General features: G+C 59.9%; 7 protein-coding genes and 1 pseudogene. 2 read left to right on the top strand and 6 right to left on the bottom strand.

Annotated elements, in window-relative coordinates; translation table 11 throughout:
* Nucleotides 1-176: 176 nt before the first annotated feature.
* The 3 genes and pseudogenes from ASG79_RS14115 to ASG79_RS23100 form a co-directional block, all read right to left on the bottom strand.
* Entirely contained in the window at nt 177-800 is a 624-nt protein-coding gene (locus ASG79_RS14115; RefSeq protein ID WP_200953174.1) for a hypothetical protein, read from the bottom strand.
* Nucleotides 787-6732: an ATP-binding protein gene (locus ASG79_RS14120; protein WP_200953175.1), complete on the bottom strand. Its 5946-nt coding sequence runs from the start codon at nt 6730-6732 to the stop codon at nt 787-789. The genes ASG79_RS14115 and ASG79_RS14120 overlap by 14 nt, the downstream gene beginning before the upstream one ends.
* A gap of 426 nt (nt 6733-7158) precedes the next feature.
* Nucleotides 7159-7310: pseudogene (locus tag ASG79_RS23100) on the bottom strand (IS3 family transposase); the annotation flags it as partial.
* 374 nt (nt 7311-7684) lie between these two features.
* On the opposite strand from ASG79_RS23100, the gene ASG79_RS14125 reads away from it, so the two are divergent.
* Entirely contained in the window at nt 7685-8284 is a 600-nt protein-coding gene (locus ASG79_RS14125; protein WP_056392103.1) for a recombinase family protein, read from the top strand.
* A gap of 283 nt (nt 8285-8567) precedes the next feature.
* On the opposite strand, the gene ASG79_RS23535 is transcribed toward ASG79_RS14125, so the two are convergent.
* Complete coding sequence (locus ASG79_RS23535) at nt 8568-9119, bottom strand: hypothetical protein (RefSeq protein WP_156400207.1); 552 nt, start codon at nt 9117-9119, stop codon at nt 8568-8570.
* 528 nt (nt 9120-9647) lie between these two features.
* Between ASG79_RS23535 and ASG79_RS14135 the strand changes: the two genes are divergently transcribed.
* Complete coding sequence (locus ASG79_RS14135; protein ID WP_056391986.1) at nt 9648-10484, top strand: hypothetical protein; 837 nt, start codon at nt 9648-9650, stop codon at nt 10482-10484.
* A gap of 409 nt (nt 10485-10893) precedes the next feature.
* On the opposite strand, the gene ASG79_RS14140 is transcribed toward ASG79_RS14135, so the two are convergent.
* Both ASG79_RS14140 and ASG79_RS14145 read right to left on the bottom strand, forming a co-directional pair.
* Nucleotides 10894-12972, bottom strand: coding sequence for a beta-galactosidase trimerization domain-containing protein (locus tag ASG79_RS14140; RefSeq protein WP_056391987.1), 2079 nt, complete (start codon nt 12970-12972; stop codon nt 10894-10896).
* A gap of 527 nt (nt 12973-13499) precedes the next feature.
* A complete protein-coding gene (locus ASG79_RS14145; RefSeq protein ID WP_156400208.1) occupies nt 13500-16409 on the bottom strand; it encodes a Tat pathway signal sequence domain protein in 2910 nt (969 codons plus the stop codon).
* Nucleotides 16410-16422: the final 13 nt, after the last annotated feature.

Raw genomic sequence — 16422 nt, forward strand, 5'->3', positions numbered from 1 at the left:
TGAAGCTGTCACGCGCTGGCAAGTGCGAGAAGACCCAGGCGCGTCCTTCTCCGAGCCTTTCCCCGCCCTAATTCGGGGCCGATAATGGACCTTATGTAAAGCTACTGCTGAGAGTGGCTCCCAAAGGCTTCCAGGAACATCCTCTCCAGCCCCAAGGTAGGCCGGCGGGCGAAAGGTCATCCGCGGCTCTCGTCCGAAAGCTCCGATTCCTCTGCTTCAAGCGCAGCGACCAAGGCCGACACCACCGATGACAGCGCTGTTGCTCTCCTCTTAACGTCACTGTTGCAGCCCGGACTCTCATCAGCCTCTTCGCTGTCATTATCGGCAAACTGAATGCGACGGACTGTCCGCAGCGCCCCATCCCCGATCTTCTCCGCTTGCTTGACCCAAACCGCGTCGTCTTCCTCGGCAATTTCGGCAGCGAGGCGGATCAGCCCGTGAACGAGATCTCCGGAGAGTCGATCGACGAGCAGTGCGGCTTTCAGAGTGGTGCTTGCCTCAGTCTCCTCCATGCTTGGCTCAGTGTCAGCGGAGAACGCGCCGAAGTATGCCCATGGTCGTCGTCCGGGTGCCAACCTTTCGATTGCCGCCTCCACCTCATCCACTTCAGCAAGGGGTAACCGACTGCCGGGAAGCTGGCGGCGAAGCGACCAGAGGCGAAGGATCAGGTCGGCAACCTCTGCCTCGGCAATGGCTCTTTCAGATCCAGACTTCTGTTCAAGGCGGGCCATACGCTCCGCAATATAGTGAGCCATCCAGCGTCCGAGCGTGTCGGTCACCTCAAGCTCAGACGCCAGCATCGTTCCTAGTTCCAACACGGCCGTAGAAATCGCTCCATCCTGCCCCTGGTTCGTAGGAAAAGACCCGGAAGTCGTTGCCACGATCGCGGTCACCTCCCTCATCGTCGTTGTCTGAGACGTCAGCATAGAGAGCACGACGATCCTTGCGCCTCACGCGTACCTCCACAATGAGCGCTACATCAAGGCGTCCCAGCAGCTGGTCGAGCGCTCCGGTCGTGATCCGGAGCCGATTACCTGATGGGCCGTATGGTTCACGGCCGGCGCTGATCTCTGCCCAGTTCTCAGACGTCAAAACGACATCGCCATCGTCATTCTCCCAGCGGACACCGCCGTCCCCCGGCGTGATGTTGAGGGCTTCTGCAATCTCTACGGAAGGGCGAGGGAGTTCGGACGTCAGTTCAGTCGCGAGGGAATCCAGCCGATCAACACCATCCTCAGCATGCGGCATAGACACCCAACCTCGAAGCTGGAACGGTGGTGAGGAGAACTGGAAATCCTCATCATCGAGGTCAGCTGATGGGATTCGGAAGCTCCAATAGCCGCCACCAGTCTGGAGGGCACGTACAAGCGCTCCGCTGGCTTCCCGATTGACCAGAGCTGACGCGATGTCGATGCTCAGGGATCGGTCGTATTCAGTGACAGAGGCTGACTGCCAGACTGTTACCCAGCCGTCGGCGGGTTTGAGGGCGGCCAGGAACTCGGACTCGTCGACTCCGCTTTTCCCCTGCGGTCCGACAGTAGCCAATGAACCAGGAACCAGGCTTCGCTGATCAGTAATCCATCTCCCGTCGTGGCGTGCGATGTCAAATTGGGCGAGCCAACCCAACACGTCCGGCTGCTCTGAATCCGGGTCGCGGTACGGAGCAGCAGTCCGCATGAGCCTTCCTGCGATAGTCAGTGCCGAATGACGTTCCAGATAGTAATCGAGATCCTCGGCTTTGGGTACCTCCCACTTGTATCCGTAGGTTTCGCCGTCCTCGTATACAGCAGCCGTCCGCCTCGGGTCCTCTAGGCGCTTACCGTTGCCTCGCCATCCCCATTCGTCGAGGATAAGAGCGCTAGCAGCATCGAGCACCTCTTGGTGTGTGACGACAAGTGTTTTCGTTAGCATCCCGAGGACGTACTCGTCGAAGTCGGAATGGAATCGGTACTCAGCTTGCGGTGCTCCCTTCATCATGGGGTCGGGGCGGGTGGGGCGACGCCAGCTTTCGAGCACCACAGGCTTCGCGAGTGTGGCCTCCCACTCTGTCCCCATTGAACGGTAAGCCGGAGCGGCGGCTAGTCGTGCAACTGAAGAGCAATGCCGTTGAATCGCGGCGTGATCTGGATAGCGATCACTTAGTTCGGTCACTGCAGGAATGAGCGCGTCGATGGCAGAGGGATCGTCGCGTGCCACTCGCTCGACAGCCACCAGAAACCACTCTGCAGCGCTCATCTGGTAGAAAGGGAATCTTTCATCGCTATACCCAGCTGTATCACTGCGAAGGACTGCCGCGCCAAGTGCGGCGATCACATCGCGCACGCCAATTTCGATGGCGGTACGCACCGCGTGGGCAGCCTGCCAACGAACTGCCGAGCGCGGGTCGCCGAGCGCAGCCCAAAGGAAGTTTGCGACGGCGACTTCGATTGGATCCGCTTCCGTCCGCCCGGTAGCTGTTCTCGGGTCAATACCAAGTTCTTCCTCGAAGGAGGCGACCGCTTCGCCGAGCACGCGCGCAGCCGTGGAAGGGCCGAGCACTGCTGCAGCTCCAGCTGCGAGCATGTAACAGTGGTCTGAGTCGGTCAACGCTTCCTCAAGATTCAAATGGTCGAGGGCGCGTTGAAGGAGATCGGTCGTGCGCACCCCCAAAAGGTCGGCCGCCGCAGGGAGGTCAAAAGACATCCAGTTGTGGTGAAGCAGCTGGGCACCGTGTCGATCGACGTAGGTGCTGACCGCTTTCTTCAGCGAGTCGACGAACGACTGAGCCGTTCGAGGACGCACAAGGGCCGCGTTCAAGAGCTTGGCTAGCTCGTAATGGCTGAGGGCGTCCGAAGTCAACGCGGCGTCCAGGATCGGACCCCACTGAAGCTGTGGACGCGTAAAGACTTCAGCGACGAAGAGACTGTCGCTGGACGTACGAGCCTCCTTCTGAAGTCGAACCGCCGCGTCCACGCCACTTGCCTGAGCCAGGTTAAGTGCCGCGATCTGTGCTTTACACTTCTCTAGTTGAACCAAGCGTTCTGCTTGTTCGTCCGGGGTGAGATCGAAGGTGGTGCTCCGGAACTCCTCAGGGTCCTTGGCACGATGGGGGTCAGGAAGTGATGATTGCGAGAACTCAGCATCGAGGGAGTATCCAAGTCGGGCCGCAAGTCTGATTGCGGCGGACAAGGCCATTGCGCTGCGGCCGCCGGACGTGTCAAGTCTACGGAGCGCTGTGTTTAGGTCGAAATTTCTTGAGAAAGGCGCCAGAACTGTCATGAGGTCCGGCCGTCCTGCGAACAAGGCATCATCCCCCTCAACTAGTCCACTGAATTGCCAGTCGAGCGTCCCGAACCGACGATCCCGCCACTGCCCGAGAATTCGGAGAACCTCCGTGCCCGAGACCAGTGCGAGTGCAGCGACGAGCTGGTGTTGGTTGAATCCGTCATACAGGATCGGTTCCACGGCCTCGCCCAGGCGAGCGACGCGTTCGACGAGGGCGATCGCGTCGGTGAGATCTACTCCAGCAGCCGCTCGCGTCAGCGCGACTATTGCATCCCATCGATGGATCGCGTCATCGCCTACCCCGGCGGCGGCCTTCACAGCCTGGTCGAAATAGCTTCCAGCTTCAGCCTGGCTAAAAGGGTGTAGTCCCCGAGCAATGCGCACAAGCGTTTCGGCCTTGCTATCGGCTGGCTCGGCGGTATGGGCAAGGGCAAGACGTGCCGCGTTGGAAAGTTCGAGAACTGCCGATCCGAAACGGGTATCGCCATGAAGACCCGGTATCAGATCTAATGCCCCGGGAATCGGCGTATCAACAGCGATCGTCTGGATCGTTTGAACGCAAGCGGCCGTGACCGACTCTTCTTCAAAGGCAGAGCCGAGCAATGGCAAGACCTGTCGGGCAATCCGGAGGCTCATCGACCACGTGTCATCTCGTGAGTGGCGTCCGGGATAACTCGCGATTACTTCAACAGCGGCCTGCGGATTAAGGTCACCGCGAGCGTACTTTGCCCAGGCGCTAAGCCAGCTAAGGGCGGGGCGCAGATATCGATCTAGATCCTCGTCGTTGGACTTTATAGGATCGTACTTTCCACGCTTCGCCACGACTTCAACGGGCCGGTAATGACCCACATCGAGGACCTCGCCCGTGAGCTCCACGCGCAACGCGACAGCTAGGAGGACGCCTGGCCGGCCTGAGCCATGCCGGTCACCAAGACCGGTGGGCAGCGACGCCGGAAGGCAATCGAGAAGTCGCTCTGCGGCTACCGTTGCACTGGTGACTGAGTGACGTACCGCAAGTGCGCAGAGCCACGAGGCTCCACGGAGTGCGATATCTTCGGCTTTCCGGTGATCGTATTCTTCGGCAAGGAGGCGAGCCCGGAATTGCTTCATTGTGGTCCACGCGCCGCCGACGACATCAGCACCCACTGCCATGCCAACGTGCTGCATCTCGCCAAAGACGCCGAGCAGTACTGCAGGATGAGTGGAACTCACGATCAGGCCGGTTACGTCCTCCTCTGTGGCACACGAAAGGAGCATCCGCGTAAGCGCTGCGCTCGATTCGAGGACGAATCGAGCTGGGCGCCAACGCGTCAGGTATTGGACAGCCGTAGCAGATCCATCGGTTCGTAGAATCGCAAGTGCGATGTGTGCCACTTGTTCCGGGGTGACATTCTCGTCGCGCGAGTACCGCTCTCTCGGTGCGCGTACCCAGGCACTGATGGCGGAAGCTGCTTGCCGAGACCTGCTCCTGGCTGTACTCGTCTCTCCGGAGGAATGAGCAAGCATCGCCGCCTCGGCGCCGATCGTAGACCCGGGCCAACTCTGTGGGAGCTCTCGCGACGCAATCAGCTCATTAAGAACCCGAGCGTCCATCCGCGAACCCGCCAGGTCAGGGTTGTCTCTGATGATCGTGAACTGCCGGCCCTTCCCAGCGCGTCCAGCTCCAGCGCGCAGAGCCAGCTGGACGATCGAATCCGGACGTCGCAGCTGGACAGCTGCGCGAAGACCGAACTCTACGCGTAAGTGCTCGACCTGCGTACGCTCGACGTCGCTCGTTGAGGGCAAGGCATCGTCCGTGGCAACGAGGGCCAGGAGTTCGTCGTGGAGATTAGCGCTCCAGAGGACCTCAGGGAGAGAAGATGCGGCGTAAGCAGATGAGCCACTGAGCGTTCGAAGCTGAGACGCGACGTGGGCCGCGACATCAGGTGTTGCACGGTGCCGGGTGCGGAAATAAGTTTCCGTCGGCTCATCGAGAAACTGGACGCTTTGCCCGCTCAGGATCAAGCCTCGACCCAGGTCGGATATGAAACTGCGAACGTTAGCAGCCTGCGTGCCCGCAAGTTCCGCAAGCACGTCCAATGGAACACTTGGACGTAATAATGTGAGGAGCTGCGCAGCACGTTCGAGTTCTAATCGCGATCTACCAGCATTGTTGAAAGCCTTGGTGACCTGCTCTCGCATGAGAGCATCAAGCGGAGAAGTGCTGCTCGTAAAACCAGCGAGTCGACCAAGAGCCACTTGAATCGTTTTCGTTTCAGACAACACAGTCGACACGACTCGCGGATTGCCCGCGGTTCGATCGTGAATCTCTGCAACGTCCAGGGTCGTCGCCGATGGATGTGAACTTAGAACGACCTTCGCCGTCTCTTCAAGTGTGAAGGTCGGCAACTCGAACGCGACCATACCCGCCGGAGGTTCAAGGAAATGGACACGCTCTGGTCGACAAGTCAGCACAATGTGAACGTTCGTTGGAATAGCGTCGTCTAGCCTCAGCAAGTCCCTCACAAAGGCTCTGTAATCCGCGTTGTCCTCAGCAGCCATCACTGCGTTATCGGCGGCGTCCACCACTATCACCAACTGGCGACTTCCACTCTGCATGAGAATCTCGCTCGCAGCATCCAGGCGACGAATGAAAGCTTTCGTGTATTCCTCGGGAGCGAGGTTACCGGTGTGAACTATCGGGAGACCTAGCCCTAACCCTGCGATCTCAGTTGCAAGCTGAACTAGGCCATCGCGGTGACGATGCCTAGGACGGTCTGGTCTGCGGTAGGACCCATTTCCGAAGCAGTCATAGATGATGACGTCGGCTTGACCTTCTAAAAGACCCGGTAGCGCCCGAGCGAACGTGCTCTTTCCAGCTCCGCCCTCGGCCGTTACGACTATCGAACCAGAAGTTCCAAGAATCCGATCCGCGAGTTCCACATATGCGTCTCGTACAAAGAACGGTGCAGTTTCAAGCTGGCACGGCGCTGGAGCAAGCTCGTCCTCCCGGCAGCCAAAAGCAGTGAGGACATCTGCCTTCAGGATTGGGCCGCTAGACTCAGTGCTCGCTCTCGATGCGACAAGGTCAACAAGAGAGGCGGACACGCGGAGATCGGTGTCAGCAGTGAGTCCGCCGACTTCTCGGTCAAGCCCGCGTCGAAGAACGGTAACCCCGGACTCACGGCCTCGGAGGTCGAGCCGCGAGCATAGGGACGCCGCATCATCGGCGCTGAGATTCGCGGCGTCCATCAGCTTGGCGGCTGACGATCCCACGGGCGCCGGCTGACCTTCCGCCAAATCGCGCACTGCACTGACAGCGTCAGAGGAAATCGGCTTGTTGGTGACTATAGAGAAGCGAATCTTGGCCTGCGGGTACTGCATACGCAAGGTGTCGTCGAGCTGAGCGAACTTGCTGACGATCTTGCGGATCTCACCAAGGGTGACATTCTCGTTTGAGCGCAGGGTCGAGTGCTTGAATTGACGCACTTCTAGGGACGTGAACCCTTCGTTTGGAAGCCCATAGAACTCAACAAGGTCTATGACCTCAGCACCGTCTGGCTCTTCTTCCGAAGGAGCGGATCCTAGTCCCTCGATCGATACCTGCTGGAGATCGGACGCGGGGCTCAGGAGCTCTAGCAGGCGAGCTGCAGCCCAGGTGTAGTGGAATCGGTCACCGTCACGTGAGGCTCGTACTCGCTCTGTCCCAGTGGAAGCGCTCTTCGCCGTAGCCACACCTCAACACTCCGCACGGAACCGACAGCGCCAACCCCTGCCGTAGTGACGACGTGTCACGCCCAGACTTGGTGACATCACTTGGTGGAAACCCCCTACCGGTGACCGGGTCACCTACTGATTGCCCTACCCTCGACTATTCCCTCGCGAGACTCCCCTGGCTTTTGTTGACTCGGGGTCTTAGGCCATTGTGAGCGCTGTCCGGTTGATTGTTTCATATTCGATGGGCGTGAGTTTTCCCACCCGTCTTTGCCGTCGCCGCCGGTGGTAGGTCCTTCGATCCAGGTCGTAATTGCCAGCCGGAGGTCCCGCCTGCTGGGCCACCGCTGGCGGGCGGACGTTCTTGTGCAGCAGCAACGCGCCCACGCTCACTCGGTGTCGCCACCAAGCGTGGAGGGCCTCATCTATTGCCTTTCCCGACTTGGATCGGAAGGGCAGCTACTCCCCCAATACTCCCAGAGAGCAACGAGTCATCCATGCCGGTAACCGAGGTTATGTAAAGCCGAGGTCTGCGTTTTGCATCAGATGCATCACTTCGAGCGGTTGTTCCTCTTGGAGGAACTGCAACGCGCAACGTGAGAATTGATTCCTTGATGGCGGAAAGTCAGAGAACTCACCGCACCTAGCCACCAGAACAGAAACGGTCTTGACGATCCTCCCGGATGCCCGGACACTCAATTCCACGCATCAAGGGTTGGAGGCGGCCATGGTTGGTCAGCGGATAGGGTACGTACGGGTCAGCACACTCGACCAGAACGAGAAGCGCCAGCTCGAAGGCCAGATACTGGACCGGGTCTTCACGGACAAGGCCTCGGGCAAAGACATGGCTCGGCCGCAACTGACAGAACTGCTGAGGTTCGCCCGCGATGGCGACACCGTCGTTGTGCACAGCATGGACCGCCTAGCCCGAAACCTCGATGACCTGCGTGCACTCGTCCAAGGACTCACCCGACGAGGGGTACGGGTCGAGTTCATCAAAGAGCAGCTCGTCTTCACCGGAGAGGACTCCCCCATGGCCAATCTCATGCTCTCGGTCATGGGCGCCTTCGCTGAGTTCGAACGCTCTCTCATAAGGGAACGCCAACGGGAAGGTATTGCCCTTGCCCAGCAACGCGGCGCATACAAGGGACGCAAGAAGACCCTGACGCCGGAACGGGCTGCCGAACTGGTCCAACGCGCCGGCAGCGGAATCCCGAAAGTCGTCCTCGCCCGCGACTACGGAATCAGCCGAGAAACGGTTTACCAATACATTCGCATCGCCAACGGAGCGAACTCAAAGTCCGTTCCTCCTACCCAACTCCTTTAGCTGAGCTACCCCCAAACAAAATGCCGATTATCGGCCTTCGAGTGGGACGAGTAGAAGTGGCGCCCTTGGACGAAATGGGGCGCTTTCGTAGCCCAGATCAGAGGTTGCGTTGGCATCATGCTCAGGATGATGCTGTCTGGGCCCTGGTTACGTCGGCCAGCGGGCCGGTCAGGTAAATCGCCTAGATTCGGCTAGCGGACCTCATGGTCGACTTGCCGGGGCAATATGACCTGCCGTGTTTGCTCGAGATCTCGTGGCGTTCGCCCGGTGATCACGCGACCGGTTACCATTTCCGCAGGGGCGTCAGCCGATCTGCCACTTCTTCTGAGGGCGATTCAACGGTGTATCCGAGGTGGCGCAGCACGGATGCGGCTTCCTCTGGGGCATCCCTGACGGCTGACCTAAGCTGTATGCGGCGCCATTTTTCACGTCCCGCTTCGATCACAGTCCGCCAGTTGTCCTTGGAATCAATTCCGCACTCTTCGATGAGAAATTGGATTACATCCTCCAAACAAGGACCGAATCTTTCGCCGCCCAGCGGAAAATGAAGCGAACTGAAATCATGCGGACGGCTGACAGCCGCTCCGGGAAGGCCATATGCATGGCCCAGCAGATGGCTCATCGCACCGCGCTCAGCGTGTATCTGCCAATGGGAGATGGGCGCTCCCCTCATCGTCGCGTCGTACTCAAGCCGAATTAGTGGTGTTCTATCGATTTTCGACCAAACCGTTACTTTCGATCCCGTGGTTTTCAGATACCTCCCGGCCCTATCCAGCTCCTGATCCATCGAGCACCCGAGATAGGCAACCGTCTTTCCAGCGACCGTAAGCGGCATCTTTGCCTCTTCAAGCCTGACAACGAACTTGTTTCCCGAGGGTGCCTTGTATGACGCAACTAGACGGTCCCCAGGGAGGGAACCGTCTAGCGTTTCTTGAATTTCTGATGCGAACAGTGCTGAACGCTGCTCAAGCGTTAGGTCACTCAACTGACCAAGGCGCGCGTTCGTCTAGCAAGAAGTAGATCTCCTCTAACCGGTCCTTAGCTTCCCATTCGGCCCCGCTCAGGGTGTTGGTCCGAACAGTGTTCGTAAACTCGTCAATGGAGACCCCCAGGTCCCGCAGAACGTGCCGGCGTTGCGCTTTCAGATCGTGTCGTGTCAGAGCAATTGTGGGTGCCATGCGTTCTCCTCCTTATGTCTTCTGATAGTAGACCGGAAGGGTGCGACATTTAAGTCAGACGCACTACTAGCAGTCCGAGATACCCGCGGCTCGGACTCCCTGTCGTCCGGGCTGGCCGTGCTTGAATATCAGGTATTGGTTTCCGGTTGGCCAGATGGCCTCGCAAGCACGGCGGAGGATGACGAGTGGCTGAAATTTCCCAGGCTGGGAACGACGAGGGCAGGCCGTGCCTGCTGTGTGGAAGTCTTGAAGAGCCCACCGTCGAGCACATCATTCCTCAGGCCCTCTGGAGTCGCTTTGGACTCGATCCGGATCACGATGACCTCGCGCGTTTCCGGACCGATCTTTGCTTGACACACAACCAGGCCACCAGCGTTCTCCATCAACGATCGGAGATGATGGATCTCATCGAGACAGGTTCTCCCGTCACCAAAAAGACCCTGCAGCATCTCGGTGACTGGATCGTTTGGATAACGTTGCTGCTTAGCCTTGCACGCGGCAGGGGGGTTCTAGGTGTAGAGGCAAGTCGACGACTGCTCCTTCGCCGCTTCGACACGCACCACGCCGGCACACCGAAAGGTGTCCGGGTTTACGCTGCGCTTGTCGACGACTCGGTCGAGCCTATGGATTCAGAAGGCACCCCCTACGTTCTTGCTCTGAAGGGGGATTCCAGGGTCCTGCTCAATGAGAATGGCGTACCCATCGGGTTTAGTCTCCGTGAGGGTCCAATCAACGCTTCAGAATCAATCAGGCTGGGCCGGGTAGTGATGCTCGTTGGCTCAAGCTACAGCTCTGGAGATGATCATGACCGGCGCCTTGACCAAGCCGTTGCTCGAGTCGGACTGAAGCGAATCTTTCCGCCAGAGAAAACCCTGCCGAAAATGGAACCCACTCCGATAAGGATGGCCGCCATCAGCGAGCTGTTCACGGTGATACTACACGGGGCGGACGACTCATTGATGCCTGAGGCGCTGCGGGCATTTGCCTCTCGGGGCGAAGAACCAAGAGACGTGGCCGATTGATGCCATAGTTCTCGGCGTTCGACCTGAGCTGACAATAGAAGAGGGATTTGCTTGCGACTCTGAGCACTCAGATGATCATCAGCTGGCGGCCGGCAACTGCTGCGGTGATGGAGGACTAGGCGCGTTTCCATAAAGTGCACCGTCCGCAAGAAGGGGCTCCTCTCCGGGCCGCACTTCCGCAGCTTTACGAAACTTCATTATCGGCGTTCTAGAATGACGGGCCGAGCTGCAGGAATAAGAGGGTTCGCTGGGCCTCGCTCTGTGCCGCAAAGCTATGCAGCAATAGAAAATCCGCTCTGCTTGGCGATGGAAGGACCCGGACCGTTGGCGGTCCGGGTCCTTGTCTGTGGGTAGCGGGCTATTGTCGCACGAAGCCGCCGTCTTGGATCAGGTAAAGCGTATAGGGGCTTTAGAGTTCGACATAAACCGCCGAGTGGGCAGCAAGCCATCCGGGCGCGGAAGGAGTCAGCGGGATTAGGCGTCGCGCGTGGATTCCGCTGATATCTATCGGCGATGCGCGATGGTTCACGATCACTGCCCGGCTTCCGAAAATTGCGGTCTCAACCCCTCGAGTGGGATGCATGAGGGCGGATGGGGAGATACCGATCTCGTCATCGATGGGTGTGCGCTTAAGCAGCGCTAAGGGATGCATCTCGCTCCGCCCGTAGGCGGGAGGGACGATCGGCATTGTGCGGCGGGAGTACGCGTAGCCGTACTCGAACCCGAATGACAACACCCGGCCACGACCGATGGATGTGCGCAAGATGCCCGGTCGATCCGAGCCTATGTACGAGCCGATATTCTCACCTGCGGATGTAAAGGCCGAGGTCGACCACCCGTGCGGGATGAGATCTTCTTGCCAGCGTATGCAGTCGAAGTCCACGGCCTCCTCAGTGATTCCGAACACGCGATTGGCGAGTGCGCATCCAGCTCCGTGCATCATTGTTCCGCCCGCTTCCACAAAGGCGCGAATCGCCGCTTCTGCGGCGCCGGTGTCTGTGAGGCCGTACAGCGAGTCGGTCGGGACGACCAGATGTTGGTAGTTCTGCAGGGCGCCGGCGGCTACTTGGTCGGGATGGACGATATCGACGTGCCAGCCCAGGTCGGTCATTTGCTGGTACCAACCGAGGATGTCCATTCGGTGACGTCCACCGTCGTCGAGCTCTAGAGGTTCGTAAAAGCTCATCGCCGCCGGAAAGAGAACTGCCACCTCTTGTGGCCGGGGCTCTTCCAGAAGGGGTATCACTTCAGCCGCCCAGCGTGTGCCATTGCATAGGGAGTCCTTGAAAACGTCGTCCATGCGGAACAAGACGCCGCCATCGTCGAGGCCACTGTAGCCGTATACGTGCAACCGCTTCGCACCGGCAGCGACCTGTGTAGCGATCGCTTCTGCCGGCGGCACGGTTCGGTAGACGTCCTCGTTGATGTGGCGGCCCATGTAAAGCCCGCCAGTGAACGGACGCCCCTCATTGGCTGTACGGGCAATTGCGCCCTCGACACTGAGAACGCTGGCGTCGGGACGGTTTTCGGCATTCAGCGGCGCTGCAATGAACAGTACGCTGTCAACGTGCCGAGCCAGCCGGTAGACGTCCAGAGCACGTTGTCCAGTTTGCCAGTCTGGTTGCGAAGGAGGGTTGAAGAAGTATCCCCACTGGTGCAGCACGGGTTCGACGAATAGCTGCGGATCCATGCCCCGCCAGTGCTCGCGCATCGTCGCGAAGTAGTTGACCATCACGTCACCTAGATATGTCTGGTTATCGACCCAGCGATAGTAGTCCGGGGTTTGCGCGAGGAAATCGTTGGCCGTCGGCAGGGCGCACCCAACCCAGTTCAGTTCGTCTGGTCGGAGCCAGTAGTCCGCGGGAAGCAAGCCGTCGAAACTCCCGGCGATCACGTCATAGCGGCGAGACAGCTCGGCCAGGTCACCGTTGTAACGCTGGCTGAGCCAATCCAGGTAGTGCTTTCTGCCTTCTTCGTCGAAGCTTGGCTTGGCGATCGGGTCGAACATCGTCTGCATCGCGATCCGGCCGTCGCTCCTGCGACGCATGCCCGCTCCATAGAGGCGCAGGAGTCCGGCAACGTGGTCCACCATCGTTGCTTGAGCGACGGGTGACCAGTACTTGTATGTACCCATCGGTTGACCGTTGGGTAGAACTGCTTGTTCTCCCCGTACGGGGGGCACGTCGCGGATATTGGGGTAGAGGTTGTCGCCGCAAAGGTAGAGTGCGAGGCACGTGTAGTCCAGGCCGTGCTTTGCGGCCTCGCTCATCATGAGTTCCTGCGTGGCTACGTACTGGCTGGGTGGGTCGCCTTTGTACCGCGCGAAGAAGTCCTCCCACGGCTTAGAGTCGAGGTTCACGGAGTTGAACCCGAGACCCGCGACGTCTGCGATACCCTTACGAACTGCGTCCGCGTCGGAGTAGAAGGGCTCGAAGAAGTTTCCAAACCACATGCTGATGAACGGGCTCGGGGTGGGGGCTGTTGGCATCTCAGTCTTTCGGTCTCTAGTTTGGATGCGATTCCGGTACCGGGGCGCGGTATCAGCCCTCGGGAACGTACAAGCGTGACGTCGAGCTCGTCACGCAGCCGTGGAAGAACTGCGCTGTTGCGGGCCTTCCGGTACAGAAAGCTCTATGGGTCTGTGAATAACACGGGTTGCGGCCTGCCTCCGCATGAGGCGGTCTGGCGTGGCTTGATGGGTGCCCACCCATGCAAACGGGGGGCACCCATCTGGTTCCACTGGCGCGTGCCCCTTCGAGTCGGGGCTGTCCCTGGTGAATGTGACCGGATGATCGACTAATTAGGACTCACATATGGTGTACCCACAGGGGACTTCCGGATCGGCCTGTACCGCGAACTCGCCGGGGGCCAACCGTCTGATTCTGATACCTTGACGCGTTGCCAGGGCCTCAGGGATGGTGGCGTCGACGGCAGCGGTCAGCGCAGCTTCGAGTTCTGCTACGTCTGTTGCTGATATTCGTCTGGCCTGCATTGGTTGGGCCGCTTCGGTGCAGGTCATGGGCGGGACGCCGGATCGAACAATACGACGGTTTCCCCGGGACCAATCCGTCGCATCTTCGGGAGTGCTGTCTTTTGTCCGGTGATGCAGTCGATTCCGGTTCCTGTTGCTGGGCACTTATAGTCGAAGCTCTGGTCGCTGGTGGTGTTCATAGCAACGTGGTAACCGGCGTAGGAGAGCCGATAGAAGGGGGCACGCCCCGATTCGATGGCCTCCACACCGAGGGCGGTGGCGCCGAGTTTCGGGTCCATGCCTTCCGGCGTCCGGGCGATCGGAAGCTCCTCGCCGGCGTACGCCTGGTGGAGGGCAGGACCGGGAGGGGCGAACCCACCGGGCCGGATACCGTTACCGTCGCTGTCGTTGATGGTGTAGTCCCAGCAGACCCAATCCTGGATGGTGAACGTCCCCACCGGATTTGCGGACCCAAACTCAACGTCGCAACGGACGGTTGCACTTTTCTCGGTATCAGGCCGCAACAGGTGGACCCGTGACCACCGGTTCACCGCCTGCCGCGCCCGCCAATAGAGTGATGCGTACAGAACCTCGTCGCCGCGCTTCACTGCAATCACACCCGTGGTTGGGTCGGCGAAAGCAAAATCGGGACGTCCCCATCCCGCGGGGAGCCGCTCACTGCTCGGGGCTGCAGCCTGGAAAGCGGGAAGGTCGTGCATGACGAACCGGGCGGCCGTGAGCCCGATCCTCGCCGATGTATCGGTGTGCAGGAGGGCGAGTGCAGGCCCAAGTTGTCCATCTTTGACCATTTGCTGGGCCCAGCCGACTAGTTTGGCGCTTGGGAACGCGGCCGTTGCCTGTAGCGGGGTGACATCCTTGTCTGTAGGAGTCACATAAACCACTTCACCGGGGTAGTGTTCGTTGCGCCAGCCGATGATGGATTCGAGCCGCATGACCCGGTGGCCTTCCTCATCGAAACCTTCGTGCCTGAACCATCCACGGGCAAGGAAGAGCTGCTCCACCCGGGCCCGCAGCTTTTCATCGTCCCGCTTGATGGCGCCCGTGGTGACGGCTTCATACATGGCCACGAGCAGATCGGCAGTGATCTCGCCGTAGCCCCCAACATAGCCAAGCTCGCGACTCAGGCCCTGCTCGCTGTAGATGTAATACTGCCTTCCCAACTTCCACTTCTTGCTGCCGTCGGCGTTTTCTCCACTGGACAAGGGAAGCAGCCCAACGGCCTCATAGATCCACTCGCGGGCGCGTTGCTCCGGCCACGCGTCCGCCGGTGAGAGCAGTTCCAGGCCCTTGTTGCAGAGATAGACTCCCAAGCTCGTGAACTGGACCTGGTTGGTGTAATGCCGCTGGTTTTGCCGCCAGTACTCCCGGCTTTCGACGAGCATCTCGCGGTACGCAGCCTTCCTCAGCGGGAGTGTGCCCGACGTTGGGGGCGTACCGTTGACCAACTCAAGGGCGACGTCATCGAACCACGCTGTTCCGGTTCCCTCGACCCTAAGGTCGATGCGGATGCGGGCTGCCCCTGCCGGGGTGGGTAGCTCCGCCGTGATCTGTTCCCAGTCGTGAGTGCCGGTGGTTGCGAAGAACTTACGGTCGGACTGCACCACGGCGCCGGCAGAGTTGTAGAAGAGGACATTCATGTAGGCGCCGGGGGCGGTGGCGTCTGCTGTCTTGCACCAGGCAGAGATACGGTAGGTTCCGCTTCCTACAAGGGGCCGGCTGTTACCGGCAAGGGTGACGCCCACGACGCTGCCGGTTGAGCCGTTCGGGTTCGCTGTGGCCTTGAGCGAGCTCTTGCCGGACCTTCCAACGGAAGGGTCCGCAACGACGGAGCCACTCCCCCGCCATGTGGTGACAGTCCAGCCTGCTGTTCCGGCCTCGAATCCGGGGTTCGGGACCAAGGTGCTTCCCGGCGTGACCTGTTTGTCCAACAACGGTTGGATGTCTCCCCAGAGTGTGTCCAGTGCAAGCGCGACGCGTCCGAACCCAAGCCACTGCTGGCCGGACGCAGTGAGGACAGCATTATTCGCTTTCCACGCCAAGTAGGTGGCGTCAATTGCTTCACAGATCTTGGTGAGCGTCAGCGGCGAGTTGAAGGCGGGGCTCTCTTTCCACTGGTACCCATGGACGAGTGTCATCCACGCCCAGGGATCGAGGGACGCCGGTGGCTTGGCGTAAAACAGGGCGTTCTGGTCTGCCAGCACCCGCTCGCGGACACGTTGGATGGCATCTTCCGAATCGTCCGGGCGGACACCGCGTTGCGACGGTGTCCCGAAAGGGTCATCGGGCGCCGGAACGAAGAAGGGATCGGTATGCGTATAAGCGGCGTAGATGGGACGGGACGGACTGGTCATGGGCTTGTAGAAGCTTGTTCCGTCGCCGTAGGCCCAAATCCTGCCCAGGGAGCGGATCTCCACCTCCAGTTCCGTCCGACCGCTGGTGAGCTTTTCGGGCAGCGGGATGGTGTGGAGATAGAACATCCCGGCTGTCCGAGGTGCCAGGCTCATCTGATCCAAACCATCCACAGGTCCCTGATCCAGCCATCCGGCAGACTTCCCGTCAATGAAGAGCTGGAGGCGCCACTCCTGCTCCTGTGCAGCAAAGTCCTCGCCCCAAAGCTTGAGCGAAAGGTACGTGGTTTTCTCCGGATCCACCATCATGCGGAAACGCAGCGTGCCACCCCAGGAACCCGCCGGTTCGGTCGGGTTGAGGACCCGTGCCGGCTGAGACAAAGCACCGGTCAAAGAGGACGACAGGGAGCTGCCCACACCGTGGGCAGTTTCCGAAGCGGGGTTGCCCAATCCGAGACGGTCCAAGGGAAGAGACCCACCGGGTGCAGCCTTGGCTGCTCCCGCATCGGTCAAAGTCCAGATGGTCGCTGTGGCCAAGGCCGCTGAGGCGGCCTGTACGAAAGTGCGACGGGATAATTCGGTCATGCGGGCTCCTTTG

Source organism: Arthrobacter sp. Soil761 (assembly GCF_001428325.1).
Lineage (GTDB): Bacteria > Actinomycetota > Actinomycetes > Actinomycetales > Micrococcaceae > Arthrobacter.

Coding starts and splice junctions, on each gene's coding strand:
- ASG79_RS14115 (WP_200953174.1), bottom strand. CDS start 800: ATGCTGGCGTCTGAGCTTGAGGTGACCGACACGCTCGGACGCTGGATG.
- ASG79_RS14125 (WP_056392103.1), top strand. CDS start 7,685: ATGGTTGGTCAGCGGATAGGGTACGTACGGGTCAGCACACTCGACCAG.
- ASG79_RS23535 (WP_156400207.1), bottom strand. CDS start 9,119: ATGCCGCTTACGGTCGCTGGAAAGACGGTTGCCTATCTCGGGTGCTCG.
- ASG79_RS14140 (WP_056391987.1), bottom strand. CDS start 12,972: ATGCCAACAGCCCCCACCCCGAGCCCGTTCATCAGCATGTGGTTTGGA.
- ASG79_RS14145 (WP_156400208.1), bottom strand. CDS start 16,409: ATGACCGAATTATCCCGTCGCACTTTCGTACAGGCCGCCTCAGCGGCC.